The following is a 25,545-nucleotide window of genomic DNA, read 5'->3' as shown; positions in this document are numbered from 1 at the left end:
GTTTTGCTAATTTGGTTTTTATTGTGATTCTTATTTCGATTTAACTTTGCTGTTTAACCAGTTATCTCTAAAGCGCTGCATTGCATTTGTTAAACTTCCGCCTGCTTTTTCAACAGATACGATTTCTAAAGCCGGGTTTTCTGTAAAGGTAAGTTTTGTTGATTTTGCTTCACCACGATACGTATAGGTAACATCTACAACATCCCCGGGCTTGTGCGCTTCAGTTACTTTAGTTAGGGAAGTCTGATCTTTTATTTCTTCACCATCGATTGTTAAAAGTACATCATCAACATCTAAACCTGCCTGGTAGGCCGGTGTGCCTATTGTCGTTTGTGGTAGAACGGCTTTTCCATTATCGAAAGTTAAACGCATTAATCCGGTATAAGCTTTTCCTGGATTTGCTTTACGAAGTACAAAACCCGCGTTAAGCAAGAGCCTGGCGTAATCGTTTTTTTCCGTTCCATAAATATATCTTTTAAAAAAGTCGGCAGCAAAAGCAGGATTTTTAGTTAATGCAGCCAGTGTTTTTTCTAAATCAGGAATAGTGTATGGGATTTCAGGTTTGCCATAGGCTTTCCATAAGGCACGCATATAATCATCGAGCGTTAAGTTAAAATCAGCACGTAAACGTAAATCAAGCGCAAGCGCAGTAGCCGCACCATATGTATAGTAGGAAAGGAAAATATTGCCTTTGTTGGTTTGATCGATTGCCACACCGGCATCGGCAAAAACAGCGTAGCGACTTGCCTGAATCGGTGAATAATTTTTGGCTCCGGGTGAAGTCAAAACCGCATTTATCAACCCGTTAAAAGTTTGTGTTGCATTATCTACCGTTTTAAAGCCTGCTCTGGTTAATAATAATGCACCATAATATTGCGTAAATCCTTCAGCTAACCAAAGTTCGTTACTAATATTAGAGTGGTTAAAATTAAAAGGTTCTAATGTTTTTGGTCTTAGTCTTTCAACGTTCCAGCTGTGGAAATATTCATGAGAAAATGTGCCCAGTAAATTCGATTCGAAACCACTAATTTTTGCTGTACGCTGAACAATTACGGTCGAATTTCTGTGTTCCATTCCATCACCAGCATTATCAGGATAAACGTCGTGCAAAAAATAGTAATTTCCATAATCGTAACTTGGAAATTCACCCCACACTGCTAAATGCTCATCAACCATTTTCTTAAGCATTTCGGCATAATTATCAATGGTTTTCTGCTCATCATTTGAATGCGAAACCAGGTGAATGGTTTGCATTTTTCCATCTATATTTTTAACCTGCCAGCTTGCCGTTTTGTAATTGGCGAGCTCTGTCGGGCTATCCATAAAATACTGAAGATTGGCCGCATAATAAGTATTGTTACCCATTGGTTTCAGCTGGGTGGCAACTTTCCAGTTTTGCTTTTCGCTGTAGTTGAATTTCACTAAACGGGCACGGTTATCCATCCCTATGGGAAATGCAAATGTTGCCGGAATATTCATATGGGCGTGGGTCTCATCAAAACCTGCGTAAGTGCCGTCGATCCAGTTACCGAAAATTGTATAGGTTATTTTAACACTTTTACCGTGATTTGGGATTTCGTAAACGTCGCCTGCAGATTGATTTAACGTCAGTTCTTTTCCCGAACCGTCGAAAGCTTTGAGACTGTAAACATTCTTGCCAAACTCATGTGTAGCGTATCTTCCCGGTGATGATCGGCTCATTCTTACTGTCAAAGTTCCTGCAGGAACATTTGGAATTAACATACTCACCTGCGCTTCGTGGTGAACTGCATTAGGAAAGGAAACCGTGTAGCTGATTTCATTTTGAGCAAAAGCGCCTAACGATAATAGCATAAACGCCGCGGATCCAAGAATTTTCTTCATAAAAAGGTTTTGATGGCGTTAAATTACATAAAATGTAAGATGTTTTATGTAAGATGGATGATGGATTGTAATATGTGAAATGTATGAAGATTAATGTAATATGGTTAACTAATGTTTCAATCACTTATTTATCCATTTTCCATGTTATTTTTCCATCATCCATCTTACATCATCCATCTCCCTATCATTCCTTATCCCAATCATATTGCTCCAAATCGCGGTAGGCTTTACCTTTGATAATTTCCTTTCGCTTAGATGATTCTGAATCAACCCTGGTTTCGTGAATATTATCGGCCACCTCAAAACGGAAATCCTTATCTTTTTTCGATTCATAAATCGAGGCTTCATCACCATCGGCAATTACATAATCGTAAGGTCCGCGCGCACTCATTAATTTTACAAAAACAGGTAAACATTCGAAAAAGATAAACAATAAGCCTATAAAAGTTACTGCTAATGCGGTATTATTATCTTTGGTGCCATCAGCATTAAATTTCAGCTGACCTAAGGCCCAGTTTCTGTCGGCAAAACCAGCGATATTTGCCAGGCTATCCAATTGTTTATCGGTAAAAAGTTTAGCTGTGAAAAGCCCGTCAAACTCTTTGCGCTTATCGATAAAAGACTCTGCTTTGTTAATGTTGGCTTTCAGGCTGTCTAACTCTGCAGTTCGTTGTTGTATTTCGGCTTCCTTACGTTTTGCAAAAGGACCGTAACCCATAACGCCCGAAGTTTCAGTGGTTTTATTCCCAAAAATCTCAAAGTTTAGTTTTTGCCGGTCAGCTTTAATGCCTTTTTCCAAAGAATCTCGTGTCGCTTTTTGTCGATTCAGTCGGCCAAATTCTACCTGGTACTTATTTTCAAAAGCTTTATTCAGCGTGTCTATTTTAGAGCGTTGCCCGTTCAGGTAACTCACTTTTAAGCGCTCTTTAATTTCCTTATCAAAAATCTTCAGTTCAATAGGACGGGAGATTACAATACCAATCATTATTGCCAATAAAATACGTGGCGTAGCCTGCAGGATTTGTTTATTGGTTGATGCACTTTTGTTGATGCTGGATACAATATATCTATCCATATTAAAAATTGCGGCACCCCATAAAAAGCCAAAAAGAATGGCGAAAACAACGGCTAAATCATCACCCTTAAAAACGAAATACATGGCATAGCCGCCGGATAATGCTGCAAATAAGCCTGTAAAAAAGATGGTGGCACCAATGCCAGTATATTTATTTTGTTCTGAAGAATACTTTTCCAGGGTCGGGATGTGGGCGCCAGAGCAAAACCAAAAAAATCGGTTTAGTTTATCCATATGTAACTATTTTTAGTTAAACGCCCGGGAGGTAGATATGTTACAGGTTCTGTTAAAATATTTTTCAAATAACCTCTATTAATGGATTTGTTAAACTGCACGTAAACAACCATTTAGAGACTCATTTTTTTCGCAGAATTGCATTTTTACAAACGAAAAACTAAAAACAGCAACGGGAGGTTTAAGTTAACCCGATGCGTTAAGTGTTTTTTGTATATTTGAAAAAATATATTTTACATGAAAGAGATATCGGTACAAGAACTAAAAGAGAAAATCGATAATAAAGAAGATTTTCAATTGATTGATGTTCGCGAAACATTCGAATATGAAGTTTCTAATCTTGATGGAGAAAACATTCCTTTAGGCGGAATTTTAATTGAAGCTGATAAGGTTGCTAAAGATAAACCTGTTATTATGCAATGCCGCAGTGGCAAGAGAAGTGCCGCCGCAGTAATGCAGTTAGAAGCACAATACGGTTTTGATAATCTATATAATTTGAAAGGCGGAATTTTAGCCTGGCAGGAAGCTTTCGACCCGAATATGCAGGTTTATTAAAAATAATCAGTAAGCAAATTTCAATTATCAAACTTTGTAAATAGCGAAAATAAATTTTTAAATATTTTTGCCTCAGATGAAGGTTTGATAATTGAAGATTGTTATTTGGTAAGTAATAGATAACTTTTTCTTGATTAAACTGTTAAATTTTGGGTAAAAAATTCGCATTAAATATCTTTTATAATCTAGGCATCATTCTATCTATTTTCGGATTGATCTGGTGCTATAATAATGGCAAATACTTACCAGCAGCATTTCTTGTTGGAACAGCGGCATGTCTTTTTTACTTTAAGATTCAACTGATGAAGGAAATCAGGAAATCGTATAGGGAAAAAGATCCGGAGTAATACCTTCCAACCCCAAACCCGGTAAACCTTTCAGGATATACTTCCCGTTTTCGAATAAAGGATTTGCAAATGGATTATTTTTAGTTAACCAGGGCCCATCTAAATCAGCCCAATTGCAAAGTGGTGCTAAAGCGGCTGCGGCCAGGGTTGCACAGCTGGTTTCGCTCATACAACCGATTAAAACTTTCATCCCGAAAGAACGGGCCTTCAAAATCATTTGATGGCCTTCATACATCCCACAGCTTTTCATCAGCTTTACGTTTATGCCATGGTAAGCACCTCTTAACTTATCCATATCAGCCAGGCGTTGCACCGCTTCATCTGCCAGTAAAGGTACCGGACTTCGTTCGGTTAACCAGGCATTTCCATCTAGGTTATTTTTATCCATCGGTTGTTCAATTAAAACAACGCCTTGATTATGCAGCCAGTAAATTAAATCAATCGCCTGAATTTTATCTGCCCAACCTTGATTTGCATCGACATACAACGGCACGTTAGTCATGCTGCGAATCGTTTCAATTATCTCTTTATCGTTATCCCGACCGAGTTTAACTTTTATTACTTTAAATGCTTCTGCATCTTTTAATTTTTCCCGAATAACTTCGGGTGTATCAATGCCAATTGTATAAGAGGTAACAGGCATTTTCGAAGGCTCCGCACCATAAATTTCATAACACGGTTTATTCAGAATTTTACCATTAATATCATTTAAGGCAATATCGATGGCGGCTTTAATCGCTGGCTGGCCAGGTGCCAGACCATCTAGGTAAGCAATGATTTTCTCAAAATCGAATGGATAATGAATTTTATTCCAATCTACAAGTTGTAAAAAGTTGTTAGCAGTTTCATAACTTTCGCCCATATAAGGCACCATCGATGCTTCACCATAACCAACAACGTCTTCATGCTGAATTTTTAAAAGCATCAACGGTGTACTGTTGCGGGTAAATTTTGATATCGAAAAAGGGTGTTTCAACTCTAATTCAAACTGCTTGCAACTAATTTTCATTATCAATCGTCTATTAAATAAATAAGGCAAATTTGGCCTTTACAAATTATATTTGTTTAACGCAAACCACTCCTGCCATGAAAAACATTTCAAGATTACGGTATTTTATTTATTTATCCTTCATAATTATCGGAGGATGTACCACAGGAAAAAAAGCCTTGCAAAAAGGCGATTATGATGCTTCTGTTTCCAAAGCCGTTAGCCGCTTACAAAATTCACCAAAAAATAGTGAAGCCTTACAGGTTTTATCTACTGCATATAATTTAGCCTTACAGGATCATTTAAGAAAAATTGACGAGGCAAAAGCGACAAGTGATAAGTACAAATGGGAAACGATAATGTATAACTATCAAAAAATTAATCAGCTAAGCGATGAAATTAATGGTTGTCCTGCCTGTTTAGTTATTGTGCCAAATCCGTCGAAGTATATAAGTGAATTAGCAGAAAGCCGGTTAAATGCAGGCATAGCAAGGTATAATTCGGGCATAACGCTGCTCCATCTAAATAGTCGCCAGAGCGCTAAAAATGCCTATTACGAGTTTGAGAAAGCACAAAACCTGGCGCCGGGTTATAAGGATGCTGAAGCAAAAATGGAAGATGCTTATTGGGCTGCTGTTACCAGAGTTGTCGTACAACCTATTTATGTGAATAGCGGGTTATATAAATTAAGCGGCGATTATTTTCAGCAACAAATCGACCAGTTTATTGGCAACTATTCACGAAATAAATTCGTAATCTTCTATTCTGAGCAACAAGCGGCGAATCAAAAAATTGTTCCTGACCAGGTTTTAAGCTTAAACTTTGACGATTTTGTTGTTGGCCAAACTTATGTTAAAGAACGTGTGGAAAAGCTAAAAAGGGATAGCGTACTAATTGGCGAAACCCGGGATAGAAAGCCAATTTATGGAACCGTTAAAGCAAGTCTAAGCATTTTTGAAAAGAGCATTTCTTCATCAGGCTTACTGGATATGACCATTACCGATTGGCAAAGCAAAAAAGTTGTTCGTCAGCAGAAATTTCCAGGCACCTATGTTTGGAGAGATAGCTGGGCAAGTTATAACGGCGATGACAGGGCTTTAAACAAACAGCAATTGGCCATGACCAGGAGGAAAGAAATTTTACCTCCGCCCCCAAGTGCTTTATTTCTGGAATTTACAAAGCCGATTTATAACCAGCTGGTTGATGATATCAGTTACTATTATAATAATTATTAAATGTAAAGAGTTTCCCGAAGATATTCGCAGATAGGAACCGCAGATTCACGCAGATTTAATCAGTCAATTTTCTCGGTATGTGTCTCCACAGCGTCATTGCGAGGTACGAAGCAATCTATTTTATAGAAAAGATTGCTTCGTCGTTCCTCCTCGCAATGACGACTTTTTTTAAGAGATGAATCTATTGTTGTAATTTCAGCGTTAAAATAAAAAATCGTTGCAAGGCCCTTGAAATATATTGGCTAATATTGCAGCGATGAACACCGGCTTATACAATCCCTTCCAGAATTTTGATTTTTTATATAAGAAATGCTTCTTAAGTGGCAGCACTTTTAATTCTCCGGTATTGCAGGTTCCATTAATTCCAAAATGGCTGCTGGAGCAGGCAGGCCTGACCGGCGAAGAGCAAATTCAGTTTTTGGATGAAAGTATCCGCTCTTATAATACACTTGTAATCCCGGTTAACAGCGAAGTAAATGAGCAATTTTTAAATCCTCTGGAAACAAAAATTGAGCAGGCTTTTAAAGGTGGTTTTGATGCAATATCAGCCCTGCCGGAGTTAGATTTATTCAACTGGATTGGTAAGTTTTTATATGGTTTTGTTTACATTGAAATGCATTCGGCTTTGCGCAAGGAAATGACTGCAGATGGCTTAAATATGTCGCAATCTTTAATGATGAAATTTGCCAATCTGAATTTCATGATGCAGAACATGTATACCAGTCTGGAATTTGAGGATTTTACGCCCTGGTCTATCACCGTTGTTAAACTCGAAAACGAAGAAACGCCATTTAGTTTCCGTGACGAAATAAACACGCTGACATTTTCTTTAAAGATGAAGGATTTCGGAATCATTGCCTGCTTGCAGGATAATGGAACCAACAAACGTTATCATCATGAAATTATTGATGAAATTAAGGGAAAGGCATTAACCGCCGAACAATTTGAAGAATTAACTGCCCGTTTTTATTATTCCGCTTATTTATTCAATCGCTTACCTGAATATACATTTATGCCGGTTGATGGCACCACTTATATCGAGGCAATGCCACTTCGTGGAAATATGACCAAGCCACTTTTCGATGTCTGGCAGCATAAAATTTACGCCCAGGTTTTAGAAAATTTCTGGAAACCCTGGGGTTATGTAAAATTCGAGATTATCAAAAATCCGGATGAACCCATGAGTTTCTTCGAGAAGCCTTGCTTACCTGCTGCCGGTTAAAACGGTAATAAAATTCTGGATAATTCCGGGCACAAAAATTATCGTAAAAATTAAACCGGTTAAGGCGCCGTAAAAATGGGCATCGTGGTTTATTCCATCTCTCGAGTTTTTTGATGCGTAGGCACAGTAAATTAAGTATAGAAATCCGAAAACTACTGCTGGTATCCCTATTGGGATAAACATGATATAGAGTTTCGCCATTGGATTAAACAAAATGTAGCTAAAAAGCACGCCGCTTATTGCGCCTGAAGCACCAAGGCTATTGTAGTTAAAGCTATCTTTATATTTATAAACGGTAGGTATGTCACTTAAAATTAAACACACAAAATAAAGGAAGCCAAATCGCCAGCTGCCCATCAACGATTCTAAGGTAAAGGCAAAGGCAAAAAAGGTAAACATGTTAAAAGCCAGGTGCATCCAGTCTGCATGAATTAAGCCGCTTGTAATTAGTGTAAATACATTTTTTCCTTTCGAAACGCTATATGGATGCAGCATGAATTTTCCGTAAAGACCATTATCATAAAAAGCATAAAGGCTTGTAATAATGGTAAAAACAAAAATAAGTGAGGCAACAGGTGCCACGTTAAAGTATTCCATTTGAATTTTATTTTAAATCCAGTTTCACATTTTGTAATAAACGCGAAACCGGGTAACGGTTGTTGGTTTTTTCGTAATAATCAGAATTTCTATATACAAATTCTAATTGTGCAGAGCCATTTTTTGCAAAAGTAGTATCAGCTGCTTTTTTCTCTTCGAGCTTAGCTTTCAGGTCAGGATTATTTTTTAATAATTGTGCAGCCGTATCTTCAAAAACATAAGCCGAATAATGTTCTTTCATATCCAATATCGAATCGAAAAAATTCCAGTTGAAATAAGAATCCGTTGCCTGGGGTTCTAAGGTTTCGATAATATAACGATTACTAACCTGATTTGTGTATACAACATAATCGCCGGCGTAATATTGTAAAGTTTGTTCAACAGGATTTACTTTTACGCCCGAATGCAAATAGTGTCCTTCGTAAGGCCTGGTTCCGGTTTTAAAATCACCAATATAATAACTCTCAACTTTTATTTTTGCATCAGTTTTAAGCTGTTCTACTTTTACATTGTTTAATTTTAGCAGGGCGATAGCCTTATCCCAGGCTTTTGGAATGATATAAGCAATAGGTTTTGTGATGGTTACAGATGGTTCAAATTTATTCCACTCTTTTATGGTTTTGGTAAAAGGTTTAGTTCTATCGTAATAAAGTCTGTCGAAACCACTAACCTCACTTGGTTTTTTCCCGGCTTCGAAACCTTTAAAAGGAATGCTATCTACTTCGTTTTTATTGAGTACCCACTCCAAAGGAAACTCTTTTTGAGCGGCAACAAATTCATCCGCCTTGCGCTTATTTTCGCCGATAATTTTCGCATCGCGCTGTATAATATCCAGGTAACTTTGCAAAAGTTTATATGTAGCATCCACACGTAAATCAAACGATTTTAACATATGTGTTTCCGGCATAAAACCAATTGTATTGTGTAAAGTCGTATATCCGGTAGAGTAACGGGGAGATTCTATAAACCCTGTAATACCTGTTTCAGGGGTTTGCCCGATTGAGTTAACATAAGGAATCATAGGATAACCTTTTGCTGCCATTTCTTGATATAAATCGGGTACCAGCGTTTTGGTTAAATAACCTGAAAGAATGGAATTCAACTTATCTTTTTGAGTTGGAATAAGTGTCATCACATATTGATAATCGGCACCGTTACTGGTATGTGTATCGACAAAAATTTCAGGCTGCCAGGTATTGAAAATCAATTGAAAAGCTGCTGAATTTTTTGAATCTGTTTTGATAAAATCACGGTTTAAATCAAGATTTTTGCTATTTCCTCTAAAGCCATAAGCTACCGGGCCATTTTGATTTGCTCTTGAAGTTCCGTTTCTGTTAAAACTGCCATCAATATTATAAAGCGGAATGATACAAATCACCACATCTTCAGGCAGCTTATTTTGCTTAAGTAAATCTCTGGCCAGCATCATCGATGCGTCTATCCCCTCGGGTTCTCCCGGATGAATACCGTTATTGATGAGAAAAATTTGTTTATGCTGCTTTCTTATTTCCGCAGGATTAAAAACCCTGTCCTTCGATAAAACCAATAAATGAAGTGGTTTGCCGAAATCGGTGCTGCCGTAAGTTAGTAACTTTGATTGTGGATAGGTTTTAGCTAAGTTTTGATAATATAAAATCGCGGCATCGTAGGTTGTTGTTTCCTTTTTACCACTTTTTTCATAAGGGGTTTGTTGAGCTATTGCCAGCAGGTTACAAAAAAGCAGCAAAAACAAAATGATTTTTTTCATGCTGAGTATGCCAATTAAAGAAATAATTAAAGTGTTCTTTTATAAATTTTAGTATAACCTAAATAGTACCTGAAACCAATGCTGTAAACATTATAGGTGTCTGGAGCGTAATTTTTAAATTTCGAAGAAGAATCATCATAACCATCCAAACCTTCTCCAAAAGTAAAGTTACTTTGTGCATTAAGGTTAAGTGCATAACGTATAGAACCCCATTTATCATTAAAGTAAAAGTTGATGCCTAAATTAATCGGGGCCCAAAGATCTACGCTTTTATCTTTACCCGGAAAAGGGCCATAACCAGGGTCATTGGCAGCCCAGCTGGGCTTATAACGAACAATATCCGTTATTTTATTTTTTATGGCCCCTAAGCCGATTCCCCCATATAAACCTCTTATTTTGTATAAAAAACTGGTGCTTTTATAATCGATAAACTCACCCAGGGCAATTTTTAGGTTTGCATTGATGCCATTGTATTTATTTACAAACTGCCTGTTGTGGGGATCAGTTACAATATCGCCACCCTGAACCATACCGTATTGAGCTTCCAGACCTAACGTTACAAATGGTGTAAAATGATGGTCAATATTCCCGCTAAACGTATAGCCCCAGTTGCCATGAACTACATCCGTTCTGGAATAATTTACCCCCGCCCCAAAACCATATGACCATTTAAAATAATTGGATTGAGCATTGCAAAAAAAAGTAACGAATAATAAAAATGTCGTCAGGGATTTAACTTTCAGAAAATTATAGTACATATGTTTACAAAAATAATATGTTTATTGAATATCCTAACATTTACCTTTGGAATTATGACAATGTACCAAAACTTTGATAAATCTTTAGAGCGTAGATTTATCAGATATGCTAAAATTGATACCCAATCTGATCCTGAGTCCCCAACCTGTCCCTCCACAGAAAAACAAAAAAAGCTTGGTATTCTGTTGGTCAAAGAACTTTTGGCACTTGGGCTTACAGACGCAGAAATTGATGATAATGGTTATGTTTATGCAACCATTCCTGCCAATACAGATAAGCCTGTCCCCGTAATTTGTTTCTGTTCACATATGGATACATCGCCTGATTGCAGCGGCGAAAACGTGGTGCCAATCATCCATTCAAACTATCAGGGGGAAGATTTAATTCTGCCGGATGACAGATCGATAATCATTAAACTTTTAGAACATAAAGATTTGCAGCACCAGATCGGGCATGATATTATTACGGCAAGCGGAACGACTTTGCTGGGTGCCGATAACAAAGCCGGCATTGCCGAGATTATGGAAGCTGCAGCTTTTCTTGTTAAAAACCCCGACATACAACATGGTGTTATAAAAATACTTTTTACGCCGGATGAAGAGATTGGAAGGGGCGTAGATAAGGTTGATTTGAATAAGCTATCAGCTGATTTTGCTTACACCATAGATGGCGAAACTTTAGGTTCGATTGAAGATGAAACCTTTTCTGCAGATGGGGCAACGTTAACGATAAACGGGGTAAGTAGCCACCCGGGCTTTGCTAAAGGTAAAATGGAAAGTGCTATAAAAATCCTTGCCGAGGTTTTAGTTGCTTTACCAAAAGATAAACTAACGCCCGAAACCACATCAGGCAAGGAGGGCTTTATCCATCCTGTGGGCGTAAAAGGCCAGGTTGAACAAGCCGAAGCACAATTTATTATTCGTGATTTTACAGATGAAAAGCTGGCAGAACACGAAAACCTGCTAAAAGAAACTGTTGAAAATGTAATGAAGAATTACCCTAATTCAACTTATAATTTAAACATTGCGGCGCAATACCGAAATATGAAACAGGTATTGGACCAGCATCCAAAGATAATTGAATACGGTATTGAGGCAATAGAAAGAGCCGGCGTTAAAGCAAAGAAACAAAGTATCCGTGGTGGTACAGACGGTTCTCGGTTGTCTTTTATGGGTTTACCTTGCCCTAATATATTTGCCGGGGAGCATGCATTTCATAGCAAGCAGGAGTGGGTAAGTGTTCAGGATATGGAAAAAGCAGTGCAAACGATTATAAATATTGCTTGTATTTGGGAAGAAAATAGTTAACCAGTTTTCAGTTAGCAATTGGCCGTTGTCAAAATGAAAACGACCAATCGCTAACTGAGCTGTTCAATCTCTAAGCGACTTATTTTTCCTTCTTTATTAATTTGGAATTTAAATATTGTTTTGAAAACTCCCCATTGGTCGGAATGAAAATCGCCATAAATAGCTAATCCATTATTTTCAACTTTATCTATTTTTATAAACCGTTCCTTTCCAAGCGCTTTCCTGAAAAAATTATTGAATTGCATCTGGTTTCCATCATCGTAAAAAATTACCTCTTGTGCGAAGAAAGTAAACCATGCCTTCGCATCACCTTTTTGTAGGGCTTCAATTGCGCCTTTTACTTTTGAATTCTTTAATTTACTTAAATCGATATTCATAATTATTATAGGGCATTAACTTATATACAGTCCTGTCGCAGTTAATCAAACTTAACTAAAATAGCCGCAATTAAATGATTTAAAATATTGTTTTCCGGACACCTAGCTGGTTACTTTTCTGTTTTTTTTTAAAAGGCGCTGAATTATCATCAAATTTGCTACTTTTAATGTAATGACAACACTAGAAAACGACTTTTTAAAAGTTGAAATAGCGGCAAAAGGTGCAGAATTGCAGGCCCTTTTTAGCAAAGAAACTGAAATTGAATATTTATGGAGTGGCGATGCTAATTTTTGGGCTAAACACAGCCCGGTTTTATTTCCTATAGTTGGTGCCTTAAATAATGACAGTTATGTTTATCAGGATAAAACCTATCATCTGCCAAGGCATGGTTTTGCCAGGGATCATGAATTTGTAGTAGAAAAAATCAGTAATACCGAAGCAATATTTACTTTAAGTGATACCGAAGAAACTTTAAAGGCTTTTCCTTTCCCGTTTGAATTAAAACTTACTTATCAAATTATAGACAGGAAATTAAATCTTAATTATTCGGTTACAAACAAAGGCTCGAAAAAAATGCTTTTCTCTTTAGGTGCACATCCTGCTTTTGCTGTCCCAAATACACCCGATACCAAATACGAAGACTACTATCTGGCTTTTAATGATGATGAAAGGTTAACTTATTGGAAACTTAAGGATGGTTTGGTTGCCGATGAAACCGAAACTATAGAACTTAACGGACATAAATTAAATTTAAAACACGATCTTTTTTACAACGATGCGTTGGTTTTTAAAACCCTTCAAAGTAATTGCATCAGTTTATTAAATACTAAAAATGATTACGGAATACACTTCCATTTTGATGATTTTCCTTTTTTTGGAATCTGGGCCGCTAAGGACGCACCATTTGTATGTTTAGAACCCTGGTGCGGCGTTGCTGATGGGGTAAACCATAATCAAAAGTTAGCTCATAAAGAAGGAATTGTTAAACTCGATGCGGGCAAGAGCTGGGCTCGGTGCTGGGAAGTGGAGTGTTTTTGAAAATAAAGCGCTTAAATTTTAAGCACTTTATTTCTTGTTTTACTTAATGGCTAATTGTTGTTGGTCTGCATCTACAACTTGAATAAATGCGGCCTTAAATGCTTCCGCTTTTTCCGCCGGAACATAATCTTTTTTCAGTGTAATCTTCCTGTTAAAAACCACCTTGTTTCCAACAGATTTACTGGTTATAGAAAAATCTATATATTCATTTGAAACGTTAAGTGGTTTTAACACTTCTACCAGTTTCTTACCTTCAGGTAACTGCATTGTTATTTCTTCGGAGCAGTTTTCTGCTAAAAACATTTGCGTTAGATCAATTCCAAAATTACGCGGTTGTGAAATCTGTAATTGATTTGCTTTAGCAGACATAGACCATGGCAAAGAAAAAATGCTCATACCTGCGACCGGCTTGATGGTTTTCATCAGCGCATATTCAGTATAAGCCTTTAAAGTATCTGAAGATGCTGTAAGCGGGCTTAAGTTGGTAAATTCTATCTTATAAACGTCATTCTCAGGAAATGTTTCAACTAAATTTTCCTTGAGCTTTTTAATCTGATCTTTGTTTGACAGGTTATCAAACATATCCCTTATACTGCTTGCTACCGAACCTGTAGAATAATTAATTTCTTTAATCTGTATGTCAGTGCCTTTAAGCGTAATGTTTGTAGTATATTTCAAGGTGTTTTTCGGGCGCTGTGTTGGATTTAACCTGCTTAAATCAAATGTATTATTATTAATTTCTAAAATCTGTTCATTTAAAGCACTATTATAAAAGGTGCCGAAAGGCAAAGTTCCGGATGTTAATTCGACATAATAGCTTTTACCGTTGATAGTTGCCTTCGCAATGCAGTGGTTAAAATCAATTGTTGGTAAAAGCATTGTGTTCTGACCATTATCCCTGGTTTTTACTAAGGCCAATTCTGCACTGATTCCGGCTTCTTTACACATGGTAATAAACAGTGTTGAAACATCTTTACAATCACCTATTCTGGTATTAATAACCGTTGCCGGGTTTTGAGGAATAATACCACTCTGCCTAAACGAAACCGAGCTGTAAGAAATATTCTGTGTGATGTATTTGTAGATTAGTTTAATCTTGTTTAAATCATCCAGATTATTTTTCCCCTTAAACAAATCATTAATAACAGTTTTAATTTCATAGCTACTTCTGGCTTTTGCCGTTGCAATATTATGATACCAATTGGCCACAAATTGCCAGTCAGGAATTGATGAAACATAAATAATATTAGTAACGTCATCCATCGGCGGCATCTTATCTTCGTAAATTAATGCCTTTTGATTTTCGGCTTTCCATATATATAGGTCGAATTCATCCTTCTGTATTTTAACTGGGGCTATCTCTTTCTGCGAAAAGCGATACTTAAATTGTTTATTGCGGTGAATTAACAATGAGAATTTAGTATTAATGTACGTGGCGCCATGTGTAAAATAAAACGAATCCCAGAAATGGGTAGCTAAACTTCCTTCATTGAAGTTTTGCGTTTTGTAACGTAAGTTAATTACATCGCCAACCTCAAGATTTGTAAAAATAATCTGGCTGCTGTTTTGCTCTGCAGGTACTTTAATTCCGTTAGCCTTAATAACTTCGGCGATTTCTACATTAAGATTTTGAGAATTGTAATACGGAATATTATATTCTTTAAATCCTTCAAGACCTTTTTGAGTTAAAATTTTGGCAATGTAAAAATGTTTTTCTTCTGACCCTCCATTTTCATAGGCAACTTTTTGCACTTCCTCATTCAGAATCACATAATGATCATCCGGGAAATCTGTAAGTTTCGGGGCTTTGGAAACTATCGATTTTACATCAGGCTGCTCGAAATAGTCAAAAACATCTTTTTTATCTTCTAATTTTCTCAATGCCTTTATGGCATCGTAATTATTCGGATTTAATTTTAAACTTTTTTGATATGCTGCAATTGCTTTTTCTTTTTGTTTAGCGATATCATGTATGCGTCCTAATGATTCGTAATAATTGCTTGTGTTTGGCGCAATTTCAAGACACTTGATATATAACTTTTCGGCTTTATCATATTGCTGAAGGTTATAGTACTGGGCAGCTAAATCCATATAAATTCCAACACCAATCGGGTCGTTATCAATTTCCTTCTGATAAACGTTAATCCCTTCGGTAATAGCTCCTTTATCGAAATACGCTTTGGCCAAATATTTGGAAAAATCATAATTATCATGATTATCAACAAATTTTTTTAGATAGGTAATGGCATTAGCATTTTTCTTGATTTCTTTTTCACAAAGGTATTTAAGCCAAACCATTGTAGTTGAGTTAGGGTGCAATTGATAGCCTTTTTCTACCAGGTTTAAAATTTCCTCCTGGTTATTCCGCTTACCTGCAATCTGTATTTTTTTGGCAATAATATTTTCGCTTTCTCCATAAACTTCTTCAAGCTTTTTGGTTATCAGTTCTGCATTATTGTAATCGTTTTGGGCAACGTAATCGTTATAAACCAAGCTTAATGCAAATGGCGATTCCGGATCGACAGTTTTAATGGTTTCCTGCAAAGTCTCGGTACCGGTTCTGTTAGCTTCCTTATCAAATAACTCTATGTATAAATTATTTATAAAAGTACTTTCAGGGAATTTCTCCTGTAATTTTTCTAAAATTTTTCTGGCTTCAAATGCATTATCAATTCTTAAATACAGCTTTGCTAAGAGTATTTTATTTAAATAGCCATCGGGTTGTTTAGCAATTTCATTTTCGAAAAAAATTATAGCTGGAAGTCTAACGCCGGATGGTTTAAAAACAGTTTCTTTCGTGTATTTTTGAGGCGTTGTGGTAGATGTTATTCCTTCCAAGGTTTTTCCATTTTCATCTGTTAAGCGAACAAGAAAATTAGAACGACCTGCATAACTTTCGCCAATCTGAATCAGAATACGATTGTAACCCGTATTTAATTTTATCTTGCTGATATAGGAATCAAGATCATTATTACGTTCATCTGCTTCAGAAATTACCAATTGGTCGTTTACCCATACTTTAACAGAACCTGAAACACCAATGCGTAACTGAGCATTGATATCGTTAGTAGTTTTAACAAAATTCTGAGCAAAAATTATAGAATTACGGTAATTATTATAGAAAGTAAAATCAAACCATTTGTTATGTTTTGTATAGGGAACGGTTCTCCAGCCAAACTCCAGCCCCTTTTTTCCGGTAAACTTTGCATCCAACTGTGGTTTCTCTAAAACATCGTAAGTTTTATCAAAGCCACTTGTAGAAATGTTTTCGAATTCGGAAGTGATTAACCAATTGTCTAAGCTACCAATCTGTGCGTAAGCCTTATCGGCCAGCACATAGTTTTTATTACTTTCATAATATGCTCCAATCCTTGAATTTGCCATGCCATAAATCATGCCGTCAAATTTTCTCTTCAACAGGCTATTATAAAAATCGAAATGTTTTTTATTATCATTTCCATCTGTGCCGATTAAAGCATAGCTTCCCCACATGGCCAAAACATAAGGCTCAGGATTGTCAGATAAATCGTAAAATTTCTTAAAATAATCAAAACCAGTTTCAGACGATTGATCGAATTCAGACATTAAGCTCAGCACCAAGTTGGCTTCCTGGGCTGTAGCTTCGTTTTTTGAAAGTTGAGTAAATTGAATACGGGCTGTTTTTCTATCGTTTTTAAGGAAATTTTCCCAGGCAGAATTTATTGTAATTTGTGCATTCAGACTTAGTGAGACGAATAAAAGAAACGTTAAAGTAGTATAATTTTTCATAATCCAATGATAAAATAAATTTTTATTATTCACTACTCAAAAGCAAAAATTTTGCGAATAAAACCCCCGGCTTATGCGTTTTGTAAATGAAATTTTCTGAATAAAATATTCAAGACAGAAAATGCTTTAATAATGCCCGTTTTTTGGATTAGACAACTTCGTTTAATAAAAAAGTTATGATTAATAGCCACCTTATTTAAACGATAAACTGTTAACAATTTTTAAAAGTTGTCAAAGCTTACTACTTTGTCAACGCCTCCCAAATCACATTATAAACATCCGGTGCTTCAAGCTTGCCGCTAATTTCTGAGTCTGTAATCAGCACTGGCTTAAATGCATCAGGTACGCCAATTCTTCCATGAGAACCTTTAACCAAGGTTGCGTCGAGGGGAATCACATCCATTACATACCTGAAACCGGCCTTTTTTCGAAGCAATTTATAACCTGCGCGCAGTTTCGACGACATAAACATTTCGACAGGGTCATAACCGGGTTTTTTATGAATGTCTACACACCTTGCGTAATCAGGCGCCTTCGCATCATCTAACCAGAAATAATACGTAAACCAACTGTTTTCTTTAGCGGTAACGACGAAATCGCCCGAACGTTCGTGATTAATGTTGTACTGCTCCTGCTCCGTTTTATCTAAAACTAAATCAACACCTGCCGCCTTTTTGAGCAAGATTTTAACTTGCTCGGTTGCGCTTTTATCGTTGATATATACATGTGCAATCTGATGGTCGGCAACTGCAAAAGCTTTTGAAGCACCCGGGTCGAGCAACTCCAAACCTCGCTCTTCTCTTATTCCGATTAGACCATTTTCCCTGAAAACCCGGTTCAAATGAATAGGGTTAGTTACTGGTTCAATACCATATTCCGAAAGCAGAATAATTTTGGCGCCTTTCTTTTCATAAAAGTTAACCAGCTCTTCAACAACCTGGTCTATTTCTTTTAATTCAGAACTTATTTTATTTAATTCAGGGCCGAATTTCTGAAGGCAATAATCCAGATGTGGCAGGTAAATTAAAGTAAGCGTTGGGTTATGCAGTTGTTCTGTTTCCATTGCCGCATCTGCAATCCACCTGGTCGATTTGATGTTTGCGCCGGGGCCCCAGAATTGAAATAACGGAAATTGACCAAATTTTTGCTGTAAATGATCGCGTAATTCGGCTGGCTGAGAATAGCAGTCGGGCAATTTACGGCCATCGGCCAAATAATTCGGACGAGGTGTTACCGTATAGTCAGCATTTGTATACATATTATACCACCAGAACATATTCGAGCAGGTAAAAGATGGATCTTCTTTTTTAGCTTTATCCCAAATTTTTTCTGCATCAACAAGCTTGTTCGATTGCTTCCAGAATTTTATTTCGCTATCTGCATGATCATACCAGCCATTACTAACGATACCATTTTCGGATGGATATTTTCCGGTAAGGTAGCTGGATTGAACGCTTGTCGTCACTGCCGGTAGCAGGGGTTCGATATTCGTAAAATTCTTTCCTGCAATATATTTTTTAAGAAAGGGCGTATGCGCTCCAATAACGGATGCAGATAAGCCAACGATATCAATAACAACTGTTTTATGCATGATTTAAGATTCTAAAATGTTTTTAACCCATTGTAATTCACGAACAATTGAGTCGTTTAAGGGTACTTTTAACGAAGCGGGAAGCACTTCCCAGGTATACGTTTCAACTTCCAGGTGATTGGTAAAAGGCATGCTTTTATGGTAATCCAACACGGCCTTTATATCAGATTGCGTTGATTGTATAATACCCATATCTTCAATAAAAATCGGTACGTGGAAGTGTGCCCGCCACTCTGTAGAATTTTTATTTTTCTTATCGGCCAAAGCATTTGATAAATCAGGATAGCGAATTAAATTTCTATCATTTTGCTTCGCAATGACCTGGTGCAAATAAGTTGGCTCATCGAAATGGGCAAGCTCATTAATCACTGCAATCCTTGCTGAAACTGCCTCTGGTAATTTCGCTTTCAAAGCCGCACTAATCTGAATTTTTCCAACTGAAATGCCCTTTGCTTTCAATTCATCAATAATTGCAACATGTGGTTCGTAGCCAATAGCGAAATGGCAAACATCATAGCACAAACAGATGTGTTCTTTTATAATGTCGTTGTGTAATTTTCCCGATTGAAGTAAGACATTTTCATACCAATCGATAAATTCAGGGCCGGATTCTAAAAAGCCATCCGGTTCTGGTTCTATATCAAGGTGAAGGACTTTCCCGGTTTGCGCTTTAATTTCTTTAAGTTTCCCAGCAACTTTTAAAATATTTTCAGTTGCCGTAGCTGTTGCAACCTCACGCTCCTTGTCAGTAGAAAACCAGAGTTTATAACTTAAGGGAGAAGTCGAAATGCCGCCATCCATACCTTCAGGAAGTATCTCAGCGAGGATATCAAACAAACGAATTGTATAATCAAGGCGTTCGGCAGTTGTCCAGTCCGGTGCGTGAACCTGATCTTTTACCCTGGTGTGGTGAAAGCCGCCGTAGGGAAATCCGTTCATTGTAAAAACATAACTACCTACTTCGTTAAGCCATAGTTTAAATTCTTCCAGATGATTTTCCTGTAGCAACTCGATGCTTGCAAGGTTGGATAAACGCAGACCAATACCCATCGGTTTTTCGGGCGATAACTGCGCCTTTAAAACCGGAAAGCTATCCTTTAAAACCGCAAAATGTGCCGCCCAGCTTTCGCCTGTATAAATATTGGTACAGAAAGTTAAATGTGCTAAATTAATTTCCATATCAATTAAATTGAAGATTTGCCTGATGGTTCAATATTTCCGCAGCTTGTTTCAACAGCTCTGTATCCATTTCATGAACTTCTTCGCCACTGCCAATCCCTGTTAATAAAGTAATGGTTAATTCGCCACCCAAGTGCTCTCTGAATTCTTCCAAGCCTTGTAAAATCGGGCTGTTGCCTGCGGTTACCTGCAACAATGGGTGCGTCAGTTCAAAACCAAGTGCCTGAATCAATTTTATAACCCTTTGCGAGTCATCAGAACTTATTCTTCCTGATAGCTGTGAGTAAATGGTATCTAAAGCGATGCCCATGGCTACGGCTTCACCATGCCTGACTTCGAAATTCGTCAGGTACTCCAATTTATGCGCACTCCAATGCCCAAAATCTAACGGACGGGCAGAACCGCTTTCGAAAGGGTCGCCACTTCTGATGTGCTCCATATGCAATTTTGCACATTTCCATATCTGATAATTCATTGCCTCTATATTTCGGTTTGCCATGGCATCGGCATTTGCTTCCAGCCATTCGAAAAATTCGCGGTCTTTTATCAAGGCCACTTTTATTGCTTCCGCGATTCCCGAACGCCAATCGCGGTCGGAAAGTGTTTTTAAAAACTGTTCATCGTTAAAAACCGCAGCCGGAGGTGAAAACGTACCTAAAAAGTTCTTCTTATTGAAATAGTTAATGCCATTTTTAACACCGACACCCGAATCGTTTTGAGATAACACCGTTGTAGGGATGCGTATGTGTTTAATACCCCGGTGTGAAACGTTGGCTGCATAGCCCACCATATCCAATAAAGCACCGCCACCAATAGCCGCAATAAAGGAATGACGATCGATGCCAAAAGTATTTACAGCTTCCAAAACCTTATCAAAATATTGGGTTTCATTCTTTACAATTTCACCTCCCGGGATAACCAGAATGTCCTGAACCAGTTGTGTTTGATTGTACTTGCTGAAGTAATTTTTTATGTTTTGACTTAAGTCGGGATGCGCATTTGCGACACCTTCATCTACAACAAAGAAAATCTTTTTTACCGCCTTCGCCGGGTTTAACCCTGCCAGAAAATTGCTAAACAAATCATTTTCAACTGAAAAAAGGGCAGCAGTAAAGAAGACATTAAAATTGTATTGAACGTTAAAGGATTGCTGTAAATGTTCCATATAAATTGGAGAATCTTTTTGATAAATTAAGAAAATCAGGTAACTGCGAATAATTTAGAGAGCCACAAAGATAAGGGCAATAGTGCAGCAATGATAAAGGCTAGAACCAGTACATCAAAAGTTACAGCCCAGGCGGCGTCCATTAAAATTAAGGAGATAACGCCGGCTTTTACGGCACCACCAATATTTTTACCAATCGGGTTTTTAATGGCTTTGGATAAGGGCTTGAAAATCATCCAGCCGAAAGGTAAAAGAAAAAGTAACGACCATAATAATCGTTCGTTTACAAAAGTAAACCAGGCGATTGCGCCTATAACAATTGCATATAAACCTGCAGCAATATAAAGGTTTTTCGTGTTGCCACCATGCACTTCACCTCTGCTGGTCATTGTGATTGAAAAAATATAAATTACCGGAATTATTGCCAAAAAGTAATGTTGATGCAGCATTTCGGGCACAATGCTTAAACCTAGCAATAAGTTTAAACCACGGCAAATTCCCATACTCAGCGGACCGAAAAAAGGATGGTGTTTACCGACTTTGTTGTACAACAGTGCAAAGCAACTCACACCAAAGGCGAGTAAGCCAGAAGTTAAGCTGGTTACCGAGGCAAGTGCAATTCCCGAAACCAGCAAAAGCGTTCCTAAAATGGTAGCGTTTGTTAAACTGATTACTCCACTTGGAATGGCACGCTCGGGTCTTTCGATTTTATCCAGCCCGGCATCAAAAACATCGTTAAAAACGATACCTCCGCCATACAGGCAGGCGGTAGAAAGGCAAAGACAAACGATAGTAAACCAGGGCATAGTTACGCTGCTAATCAGCACGCCGGAAATGGCTATACCTGCAAGAATATCGGCAACGGATGTTACGATGTTTGCCGGGCGCATAATGCGCAAATAAGCGACTAATTTTCCCAATTCTATTTAGCTGATGATGATGGAAGACTTATCTGTACGTGGTTGTTGGCCACCGCGTAAAATGGTATTGCCTTCGAATTTTTCTGTTTGATCAATATTTTTCGGAGCCGTAAAATCAGCTTCATCTATTTGTCCGCTTTGCGCAAAGGCTGTAATTGCATTGCGATAAGTGACCAATTCGATAGCTGCATCGCTGATGCCTTTCAATTTCATTAAAGCAGCAGTTTTAGGCACGGCTAACGGATCGCTGATGCCCCAATCAGCGGCAGAGTTTACCATAATGCGTTCTGAACCATATTGTTTAACGATTTCAACCATACGTTCGTTACCCATTTTGGTAAAAGGGTAAATGGTGAAGGCCGCGAAAAAGCCTCTGTCTAAAACTTCTTTTACCGTTTCTTCATTATTATGGTCGATGATGATTTGGTAAGGATCTAAACCATGTTCCAAAGCAATATCCATGCTGCGTTGTGTGCCTTTTTTCTTATCGCGGTGCGGTGTATGAACCTGAACAGGAAGGCCGGCCTCTTTTGCCAACTCCAGTTGCTGGCGATAATATTTTTCTTCGGCAGCAGTCTGGTCGTCGAAACCGATTTCACCAATACCAACAACGCCTTCTTTATAAATAAACAAAGGCAAAATTTCCATAACCTGCTCGGCAAGCGCTTCATTGTTTGCCTCGCGGGAGTTTAAACCAATGGTACAATAATGCTTAATCCCAAATTGTGAGGAACGAAATCTTTCCCAACCGATAAGGCTGCTGTAATAATCCCTGAAACTATCTAAACCGGTACGTGGCTGCCCCAGCCAAAAAGCAGGTTCAATCAATGCAACAACCCCGGCATCGGCCATGGCCTGGTAATCATCGGTTGTGCGGGAAGTCATGTGCACATGCGGATCAAAAAACTTCATTCCCTTAACGGCACTTATATCAAACGCTTTGGGTTTACCCATCGTCGCTTTATCTCTTTCTATTGAATTGCTGCAGCACATTTTATAAAAATTTAATTTGGAGTCAAATCCTTAGACCTATTTACTTAACTGACTAAGTTCGGGAATTTGACTGATATATACTTTTGCCGGTTCATAATCAGACGCAGAAATGGCAAGCGCAATCGCGTTATGTTCTTCTTTATCCTGATTAGTTAAACCGATTTTAATTGCTTCGAAAATCTGGTCGTTAATAAAAGGAGCGACCAAACGCCACAGCTGCGGGTTTATTTGCCGCCCGGCGGCATAACGTTCACGGGCATAATCGCTTAAGGTTAAAGCCAGTTGTTCGTTCGCACGCCCATCCAAACCATTTATTTTGTTGATGTCTTTTTCTGTAAAAAAGGCTTTTAAAACCAGCTGATTCCAAGCGGCTTCGTTGAGGTATTTTGCAGGATAAGGATTGTTTTCCATAATGGCTTCCAATACTGAGCCAATATTACTTCTGATGCCTTCGGCACATCTTTTTACCCAGGTTTCGGGCTTAGCTAAAAATGGCAATGCCGAATATAAAGCAACGGCTTCATTCACCTCGGCCGACAAAAATAAATTTTCAATTACAGGGTGAGACTTTTCTGTATCAGCAAAACTCTGCACGCCTAGCAACCAAACTCTTGACAGCCGGTCGATGCTCCAGCTGGTTAGGTAACTTATGCCCGATTCTTCGAGTTGTTTTTTTTGTACTTCGGAAATGCGTAGAGCAGGTTTTCCGGTTTTACGGGGAAGCATCACAAAGGACTGCCCCAGTTTATCGATTTCGTTTGCCGAACCGGCCTTTATAAGCCATTCAAATGCAGCATCCTCGAGGTTATCTTTTATGATGTTTAAAAGCAGTTCATTTATATTTCCGAAGCCATCACTAATCGCCATAACAAACACATTTTATTTTATGCAAAAACCCCTGCCGAAACCAGATAATTTATCAGCAAGGCACCTGCAATAATAAGCAATCCGAAAAACTCCCTGGTTTGCTCTATGTAAGGTTTTGTCGCCTGCATACTTTCAACCAGGCTGGGTTTATTGTATTTGGTTATCCAATCGCGAACACCATCTTTAGCGAAGAAAATTTTTGTTGCATAAATCAGGTAAAACACAATTAAAGCCAGGTAAACGTAAGGGTAAAACAAACCCGCAGCAGCCAACCCGCAGCAAATTGCGGCAGCCATATAAATTGGAACCCAAAGCCAAGAGTCTTTATCGTTAAGGTTCACGTAGGCAAAACCTATAAATGAAATGCAGAAAATTACATTAAGTATGATTAAAATCATTTAAAAAATATTTCTAAAGAATAAGCTAAATCGATTTTGTTTGATAAACAAAGTTATTTAATTCGACTACTATTTTACACTAAAGATTGTAAATTATATATAGCTTTTAATTTTATGACAAAAAATATCATGGCAGATATCTGGTTCACAGCACAAACAGCCACATTTGACCAGTAAATGGGGTTTGTTAAGTGACAACTTATTTAAGACAGCTTTTGAGAACCTCATCTGGTAGCTATCAGATAATAAACGGCAAGTCGCTCTACTGGTTTCCAACAGACCAATAATGGATGACGACTTTTCGGAATGCGAACTGAAGGACTGAGTTTTTTACTCTACTGGTTGGTGTCTCACCAACCAGCTAAGTTAAGTTTCGGTCGATGAGGCACCAACCGATAGTTCAAAAGTTTTTAATAAAAAAAACAAAGAGTAAAAAATCTACGAAACGAGTTTGTGTTATATCTCCGTTAACCTGATTCCTAAGTTTTTATTCCACAGGTCGATAGCTACCAGATGATGAATTAAATACTCTAAATTTTAAAAAAGTTTAAGAGCATTAATTCTGAACTTTAATTTCGGTTCTTCTGTTTATCATTCGGCCTTCTTCGCTATCATTACTACTTATCGGGTCTTTTTCGCCATGACCAACAATTGTAAAATTTGACGCTTTAAGCCCAGCATTTACAAAATAAGATTTTACGGAATTTGCCCTGTCGACAGACAGCGACATATTATGTTCAGGAGTTCCTTCCGCAGATGAATAGCCGTTTAACACAAATTTCGTATCAGGTGATTTTTTCATTTCGGTTACGGCCTTATCTAAAATAGCAAATGAAGCAGTTTTCAACACAGCAGAGTTAAATTCAAACTGAATATTATCTAAATTGAAATCAGGTTTCTCAGTCGGGGCAGGTTGTTCGGCTTCTTTCTGAGGAGCAGGTTCCGGTTTCTTTTCTTCTACAGGTGGTACAGGTTTTGCAACCGGAGCGGGATCAGGCTTGGCTACCATTTTCTTCGCCTTACATGAATACATGGTTATAACCGATAATCCGATGAGCGCAGTAAATAAATAGTTTTTAATTAAGTTCATTTTTTTAAGGTTTAACTGAAATCTGATTTTGATAATAATAACGGAATTTTTTTAAATAAGTTATAATAGCGTTAAAATCAATGCGGCCACGGCTCGTTATCAAGCAAATACCAAACGTTTAAATAAATATCTATACTATTTAACCCTATCTAAAAGTTATGTTAAATTCTGCCTCGCTCGATATTTTATTATTATTTTTGCTTTGTCCCTGATACTTAATTTTTAAATC

22 protein-coding genes are annotated in these 25,545 nt (G+C 37.6%); 6 read left to right on the top strand and 16 right to left on the bottom strand.

Annotated features, from left to right (window positions below):
- Positions 1-30: 30 nt before the first annotated feature.
- Positions 31-1,863, bottom strand: coding sequence for a M61 family metallopeptidase (locus tag O0931_RS11035; RefSeq protein ID WP_269415635.1), 1,833 nt, complete (start codon positions 1,861-1,863; stop codon positions 31-33).
- A 184-nt stretch (positions 1,864-2,047) separates the two neighbouring features.
- Entirely contained in the window at positions 2,048-3,172 is a 1,125-nt protein-coding gene (locus O0931_RS11030) for a DUF4407 domain-containing protein (RefSeq protein WP_269415634.1), read from the bottom strand.
- 237 nt (positions 3,173-3,409) lie between these two features.
- Between O0931_RS11030 and O0931_RS11025 the strand changes: the two genes are divergently transcribed.
- Positions 3,410-3,727, top strand: coding sequence for a rhodanese-like domain-containing protein (locus O0931_RS11025; protein ID WP_269415633.1), 318 nt, complete (start codon positions 3,410-3,412; stop codon positions 3,725-3,727).
- A gap of 149 nt (positions 3,728-3,876) precedes the next feature.
- Complete coding sequence (locus O0931_RS11020; protein WP_331283623.1) at positions 3,877-4,074, top strand: DUF6358 family protein; 198 nt, start codon at positions 3,877-3,879, stop codon at positions 4,072-4,074.
- On the opposite strand, the gene O0931_RS11015 is transcribed toward O0931_RS11020, so the two are convergent.
- On the bottom strand, positions 4,040-5,083 hold the full coding sequence (locus tag O0931_RS11015) for a dipeptide epimerase (RefSeq protein WP_269415632.1): 1,044 nt from the start codon (positions 5,081-5,083) through the stop codon (positions 4,040-4,042). The two genes, O0931_RS11020 and O0931_RS11015, sit on opposite strands and share 35 nt — an antisense overlap.
- A 77-nt stretch (positions 5,084-5,160) precedes the next feature.
- Between O0931_RS11015 and O0931_RS11010 the strand changes: the two genes are divergently transcribed.
- Positions 5,161-6,297, top strand: coding sequence for a hypothetical protein (locus O0931_RS11010; RefSeq protein WP_269415631.1), 1,137 nt, complete (start codon positions 5,161-5,163; stop codon positions 6,295-6,297).
- Between the two features lie 256 nt (positions 6,298-6,553).
- Positions 6,554-7,519, top strand: a complete 966-nt coding sequence (locus tag O0931_RS11005) for a hypothetical protein (RefSeq protein WP_269415630.1) — start codon at positions 6,554-6,556, stop codon at positions 7,517-7,519.
- On the opposite strand, the gene O0931_RS11000 is transcribed toward O0931_RS11005, so the two are convergent.
- The 3 genes from O0931_RS11000 to O0931_RS10990 are packed head-to-tail and all read right to left on the bottom strand — an operon-like array spanning position 7,502 to position 10,621.
- Positions 7,502-8,116 carry a rhomboid family intramembrane serine protease gene (locus O0931_RS11000; RefSeq protein ID WP_269415629.1) on the bottom strand — a complete coding sequence of 205 codons (615 nt, stop codon included), beginning with the start codon at positions 8,114-8,116 and terminating at the stop codon, positions 7,502-7,504. The genes O0931_RS11005 and O0931_RS11000 overlap by 18 nt on opposite strands.
- Before the next feature lie 7 nt (positions 8,117-8,123).
- Complete coding sequence (locus O0931_RS10995; RefSeq protein ID WP_269415628.1) at positions 8,124-9,863, bottom strand: M14 family zinc carboxypeptidase; 1,740 nt, start codon at positions 9,861-9,863, stop codon at positions 8,124-8,126.
- A gap of 26 nt (positions 9,864-9,889) precedes the next feature.
- Complete coding sequence (locus tag O0931_RS10990) at positions 9,890-10,621, bottom strand: hypothetical protein (RefSeq protein WP_269415627.1); 732 nt, start codon at positions 10,619-10,621, stop codon at positions 9,890-9,892.
- 54 nt (positions 10,622-10,675) lie between these two features.
- Here O0931_RS10990 and pepT point away from each other — a divergent pair, with 54 nt between their 5' ends.
- Positions 10,676-11,929 carry a peptidase T gene (pepT, locus tag O0931_RS10985; protein WP_269415626.1) on the top strand — a complete coding sequence of 418 codons (1,254 nt, stop codon included), beginning with the start codon at positions 10,676-10,678 and terminating at the stop codon, positions 11,927-11,929.
- A 50-nt stretch (positions 11,930-11,979) separates the two neighbouring features.
- On the opposite strand, the gene O0931_RS10980 is transcribed toward pepT, so the two are convergent.
- Positions 11,980-12,306, bottom strand: coding sequence for a hypothetical protein (locus tag O0931_RS10980; protein WP_269415625.1), 327 nt, complete (start codon positions 12,304-12,306; stop codon positions 11,980-11,982).
- A 172-nt stretch (positions 12,307-12,478) separates the two neighbouring features.
- Here O0931_RS10980 and O0931_RS10975 point away from each other — a divergent pair, with 172 nt between their 5' ends.
- On the top strand, positions 12,479-13,345 hold the full coding sequence (locus tag O0931_RS10975) for an aldose 1-epimerase family protein (RefSeq protein WP_269415624.1): 867 nt from the start codon (positions 12,479-12,481) through the stop codon (positions 13,343-13,345).
- 39 nt (positions 13,346-13,384) lie between these two features.
- On the opposite strand, the gene O0931_RS10970 is transcribed toward O0931_RS10975, so the two are convergent.
- From O0931_RS10970 to O0931_RS10930, 9 genes are all read right to left on the bottom strand, one after another.
- Positions 13,385-17,113 (bottom strand): DUF3857 domain-containing protein, encoded by a 3,729-nt coding sequence (locus tag O0931_RS10970; protein ID WP_269415623.1) that lies wholly within the window; start codon positions 17,111-17,113, stop codon positions 13,385-13,387.
- Positions 17,114-17,354: 241 nt separating this feature from the next.
- Entirely contained in the window at positions 17,355-18,704 is a 1,350-nt protein-coding gene (locus tag O0931_RS10965; protein ID WP_269415622.1) for an alkaline phosphatase family protein, read from the bottom strand.
- 3 nt (positions 18,705-18,707) lie between these two features.
- Positions 18,708-19,883 (bottom strand): metabolite traffic protein EboE, encoded by a 1,176-nt coding sequence (gene eboE / locus O0931_RS10960; RefSeq protein WP_269415621.1) that lies wholly within the window; start codon positions 19,881-19,883, stop codon positions 18,708-18,710.
- 1 nt (position 19,884) lies between these two features.
- Positions 19,885-21,054, bottom strand: coding sequence for a 3-dehydroquinate synthase (locus tag O0931_RS10955; RefSeq protein WP_269416256.1), 1,170 nt, complete (start codon positions 21,052-21,054; stop codon positions 19,885-19,887).
- Positions 21,055-21,083: 29 nt separating this feature from the next.
- On the bottom strand, positions 21,084-21,968 hold the full coding sequence (eboC, locus tag O0931_RS10950; protein ID WP_269415620.1) for a UbiA-like protein EboC: 885 nt from the start codon (positions 21,966-21,968) through the stop codon (positions 21,084-21,086).
- Positions 21,969-21,974: 6 nt separating this feature from the next.
- Positions 21,975-22,961 (bottom strand): TatD family hydrolase, encoded by a 987-nt coding sequence (locus tag O0931_RS10945; RefSeq protein ID WP_269415619.1) that lies wholly within the window; start codon positions 22,959-22,961, stop codon positions 21,975-21,977.
- 36 nt (positions 22,962-22,997) lie between these two features.
- Positions 22,998-23,828 carry an EboA domain-containing protein gene (locus O0931_RS10940; protein WP_269415618.1) on the bottom strand — a complete coding sequence of 277 codons (831 nt, stop codon included), beginning with the start codon at positions 23,826-23,828 and terminating at the stop codon, positions 22,998-23,000.
- Positions 23,829-23,845: 17 nt separating this feature from the next.
- Positions 23,846-24,226 carry a transmembrane 220 family protein gene (locus tag O0931_RS10935; protein WP_269415617.1) on the bottom strand — a complete coding sequence of 127 codons (381 nt, stop codon included), beginning with the start codon at positions 24,224-24,226 and terminating at the stop codon, positions 23,846-23,848.
- A gap of 556 nt (positions 24,227-24,782) precedes the next feature.
- Positions 24,783-25,316, bottom strand: coding sequence for an OmpA family protein (locus tag O0931_RS10930; RefSeq protein ID WP_269415616.1), 534 nt, complete (start codon positions 25,314-25,316; stop codon positions 24,783-24,785).
- Between the last annotated feature and the right edge of the window lie 229 nt (positions 25,317-25,545).

It is taken from the genome of Pedobacter rhodius, from assembly GCF_027213645.1.
Classification (GTDB): domain Bacteria; phylum Bacteroidota; class Bacteroidia; order Sphingobacteriales; family Sphingobacteriaceae; genus Pedobacter; species Pedobacter rhodius.
Note: the sequence above shows the minus strand (reverse complement) of the source record. Positions and strands in the feature narration are given on the sequence as shown.

What these genes read in the sequence shown, in the direction of transcription:
- O0931_RS11035 (WP_269415635.1), bottom strand. Translation starts at nt 1,863, where the DNA reads ATGAAGAAAATTCTTGGATCCGCGGCGTTTATGCTATTATCGTTAGGC.
- O0931_RS11030 (WP_269415634.1), bottom strand. Translation starts at nt 3,172, where the DNA reads ATGGATAAACTAAACCGATTTTTTTGGTTTTGCTCTGGCGCCCACATC.
- O0931_RS11025 (WP_269415633.1), top strand. Translation starts at nt 3,410, where the DNA reads ATGAAAGAGATATCGGTACAAGAACTAAAAGAGAAAATCGATAATAAA.
- O0931_RS11015 (WP_269415632.1), bottom strand. Translation starts at nt 5,083, where the DNA reads ATGAAAATTAGTTGCAAGCAGTTTGAATTAGAGTTGAAACACCCTTTT.
- O0931_RS11010 (WP_269415631.1), top strand. Translation starts at nt 5,161, where the DNA reads ATGAAAAACATTTCAAGATTACGGTATTTTATTTATTTATCCTTCATA.
- O0931_RS11005 (WP_269415630.1), top strand. Translation starts at nt 6,554, where the DNA reads ATGAACACCGGCTTATACAATCCCTTCCAGAATTTTGATTTTTTATAT.
- O0931_RS11000 (WP_269415629.1), bottom strand. Translation starts at nt 8,116, where the DNA reads ATGGAATACTTTAACGTGGCACCTGTTGCCTCACTTATTTTTGTTTTT.
- O0931_RS10995 (WP_269415628.1), bottom strand. Translation starts at nt 9,863, where the DNA reads ATGAAAAAAATCATTTTGTTTTTGCTGCTTTTTTGTAACCTGCTGGCA.
- O0931_RS10990 (WP_269415627.1), bottom strand. Translation starts at nt 10,621, where the DNA reads ATGTACTATAATTTTCTGAAAGTTAAATCCCTGACGACATTTTTATTA.
- pepT (WP_269415626.1), top strand. Translation starts at nt 10,676, where the DNA reads ATGACAATGTACCAAAACTTTGATAAATCTTTAGAGCGTAGATTTATC.
- O0931_RS10980 (WP_269415625.1), bottom strand. Translation starts at nt 12,306, where the DNA reads ATGAATATCGATTTAAGTAAATTAAAGAATTCAAAAGTAAAAGGCGCA.
- O0931_RS10975 (WP_269415624.1), top strand. Translation starts at nt 12,479, where the DNA reads ATGACAACACTAGAAAACGACTTTTTAAAAGTTGAAATAGCGGCAAAA.
- O0931_RS10970 (WP_269415623.1), bottom strand. Translation starts at nt 17,113, where the DNA reads ATGAAAAATTATACTACTTTAACGTTTCTTTTATTCGTCTCACTAAGT.
- O0931_RS10965 (WP_269415622.1), bottom strand. Translation starts at nt 18,704, where the DNA reads ATGCATAAAACAGTTGTTATTGATATCGTTGGCTTATCTGCATCCGTT.
- eboE (WP_269415621.1), bottom strand. Translation starts at nt 19,883, where the DNA reads ATGGAAATTAATTTAGCACATTTAACTTTCTGTACCAATATTTATACA.
- O0931_RS10945 (WP_269415619.1), bottom strand. Translation starts at nt 22,961, where the DNA reads ATGTGCTGCAGCAATTCAATAGAAAGAGATAAAGCGACGATGGGTAAA.
- O0931_RS10940 (WP_269415618.1), bottom strand. Translation starts at nt 23,828, where the DNA reads ATGGCGATTAGTGATGGCTTCGGAAATATAAATGAACTGCTTTTAAAC.
- O0931_RS10935 (WP_269415617.1), bottom strand. Translation starts at nt 24,226, where the DNA reads ATGATTTTAATCATACTTAATGTAATTTTCTGCATTTCATTTATAGGT.
- O0931_RS10930 (WP_269415616.1), bottom strand. Translation starts at nt 25,316, where the DNA reads ATGAACTTAATTAAAAACTATTTATTTACTGCGCTCATCGGATTATCG.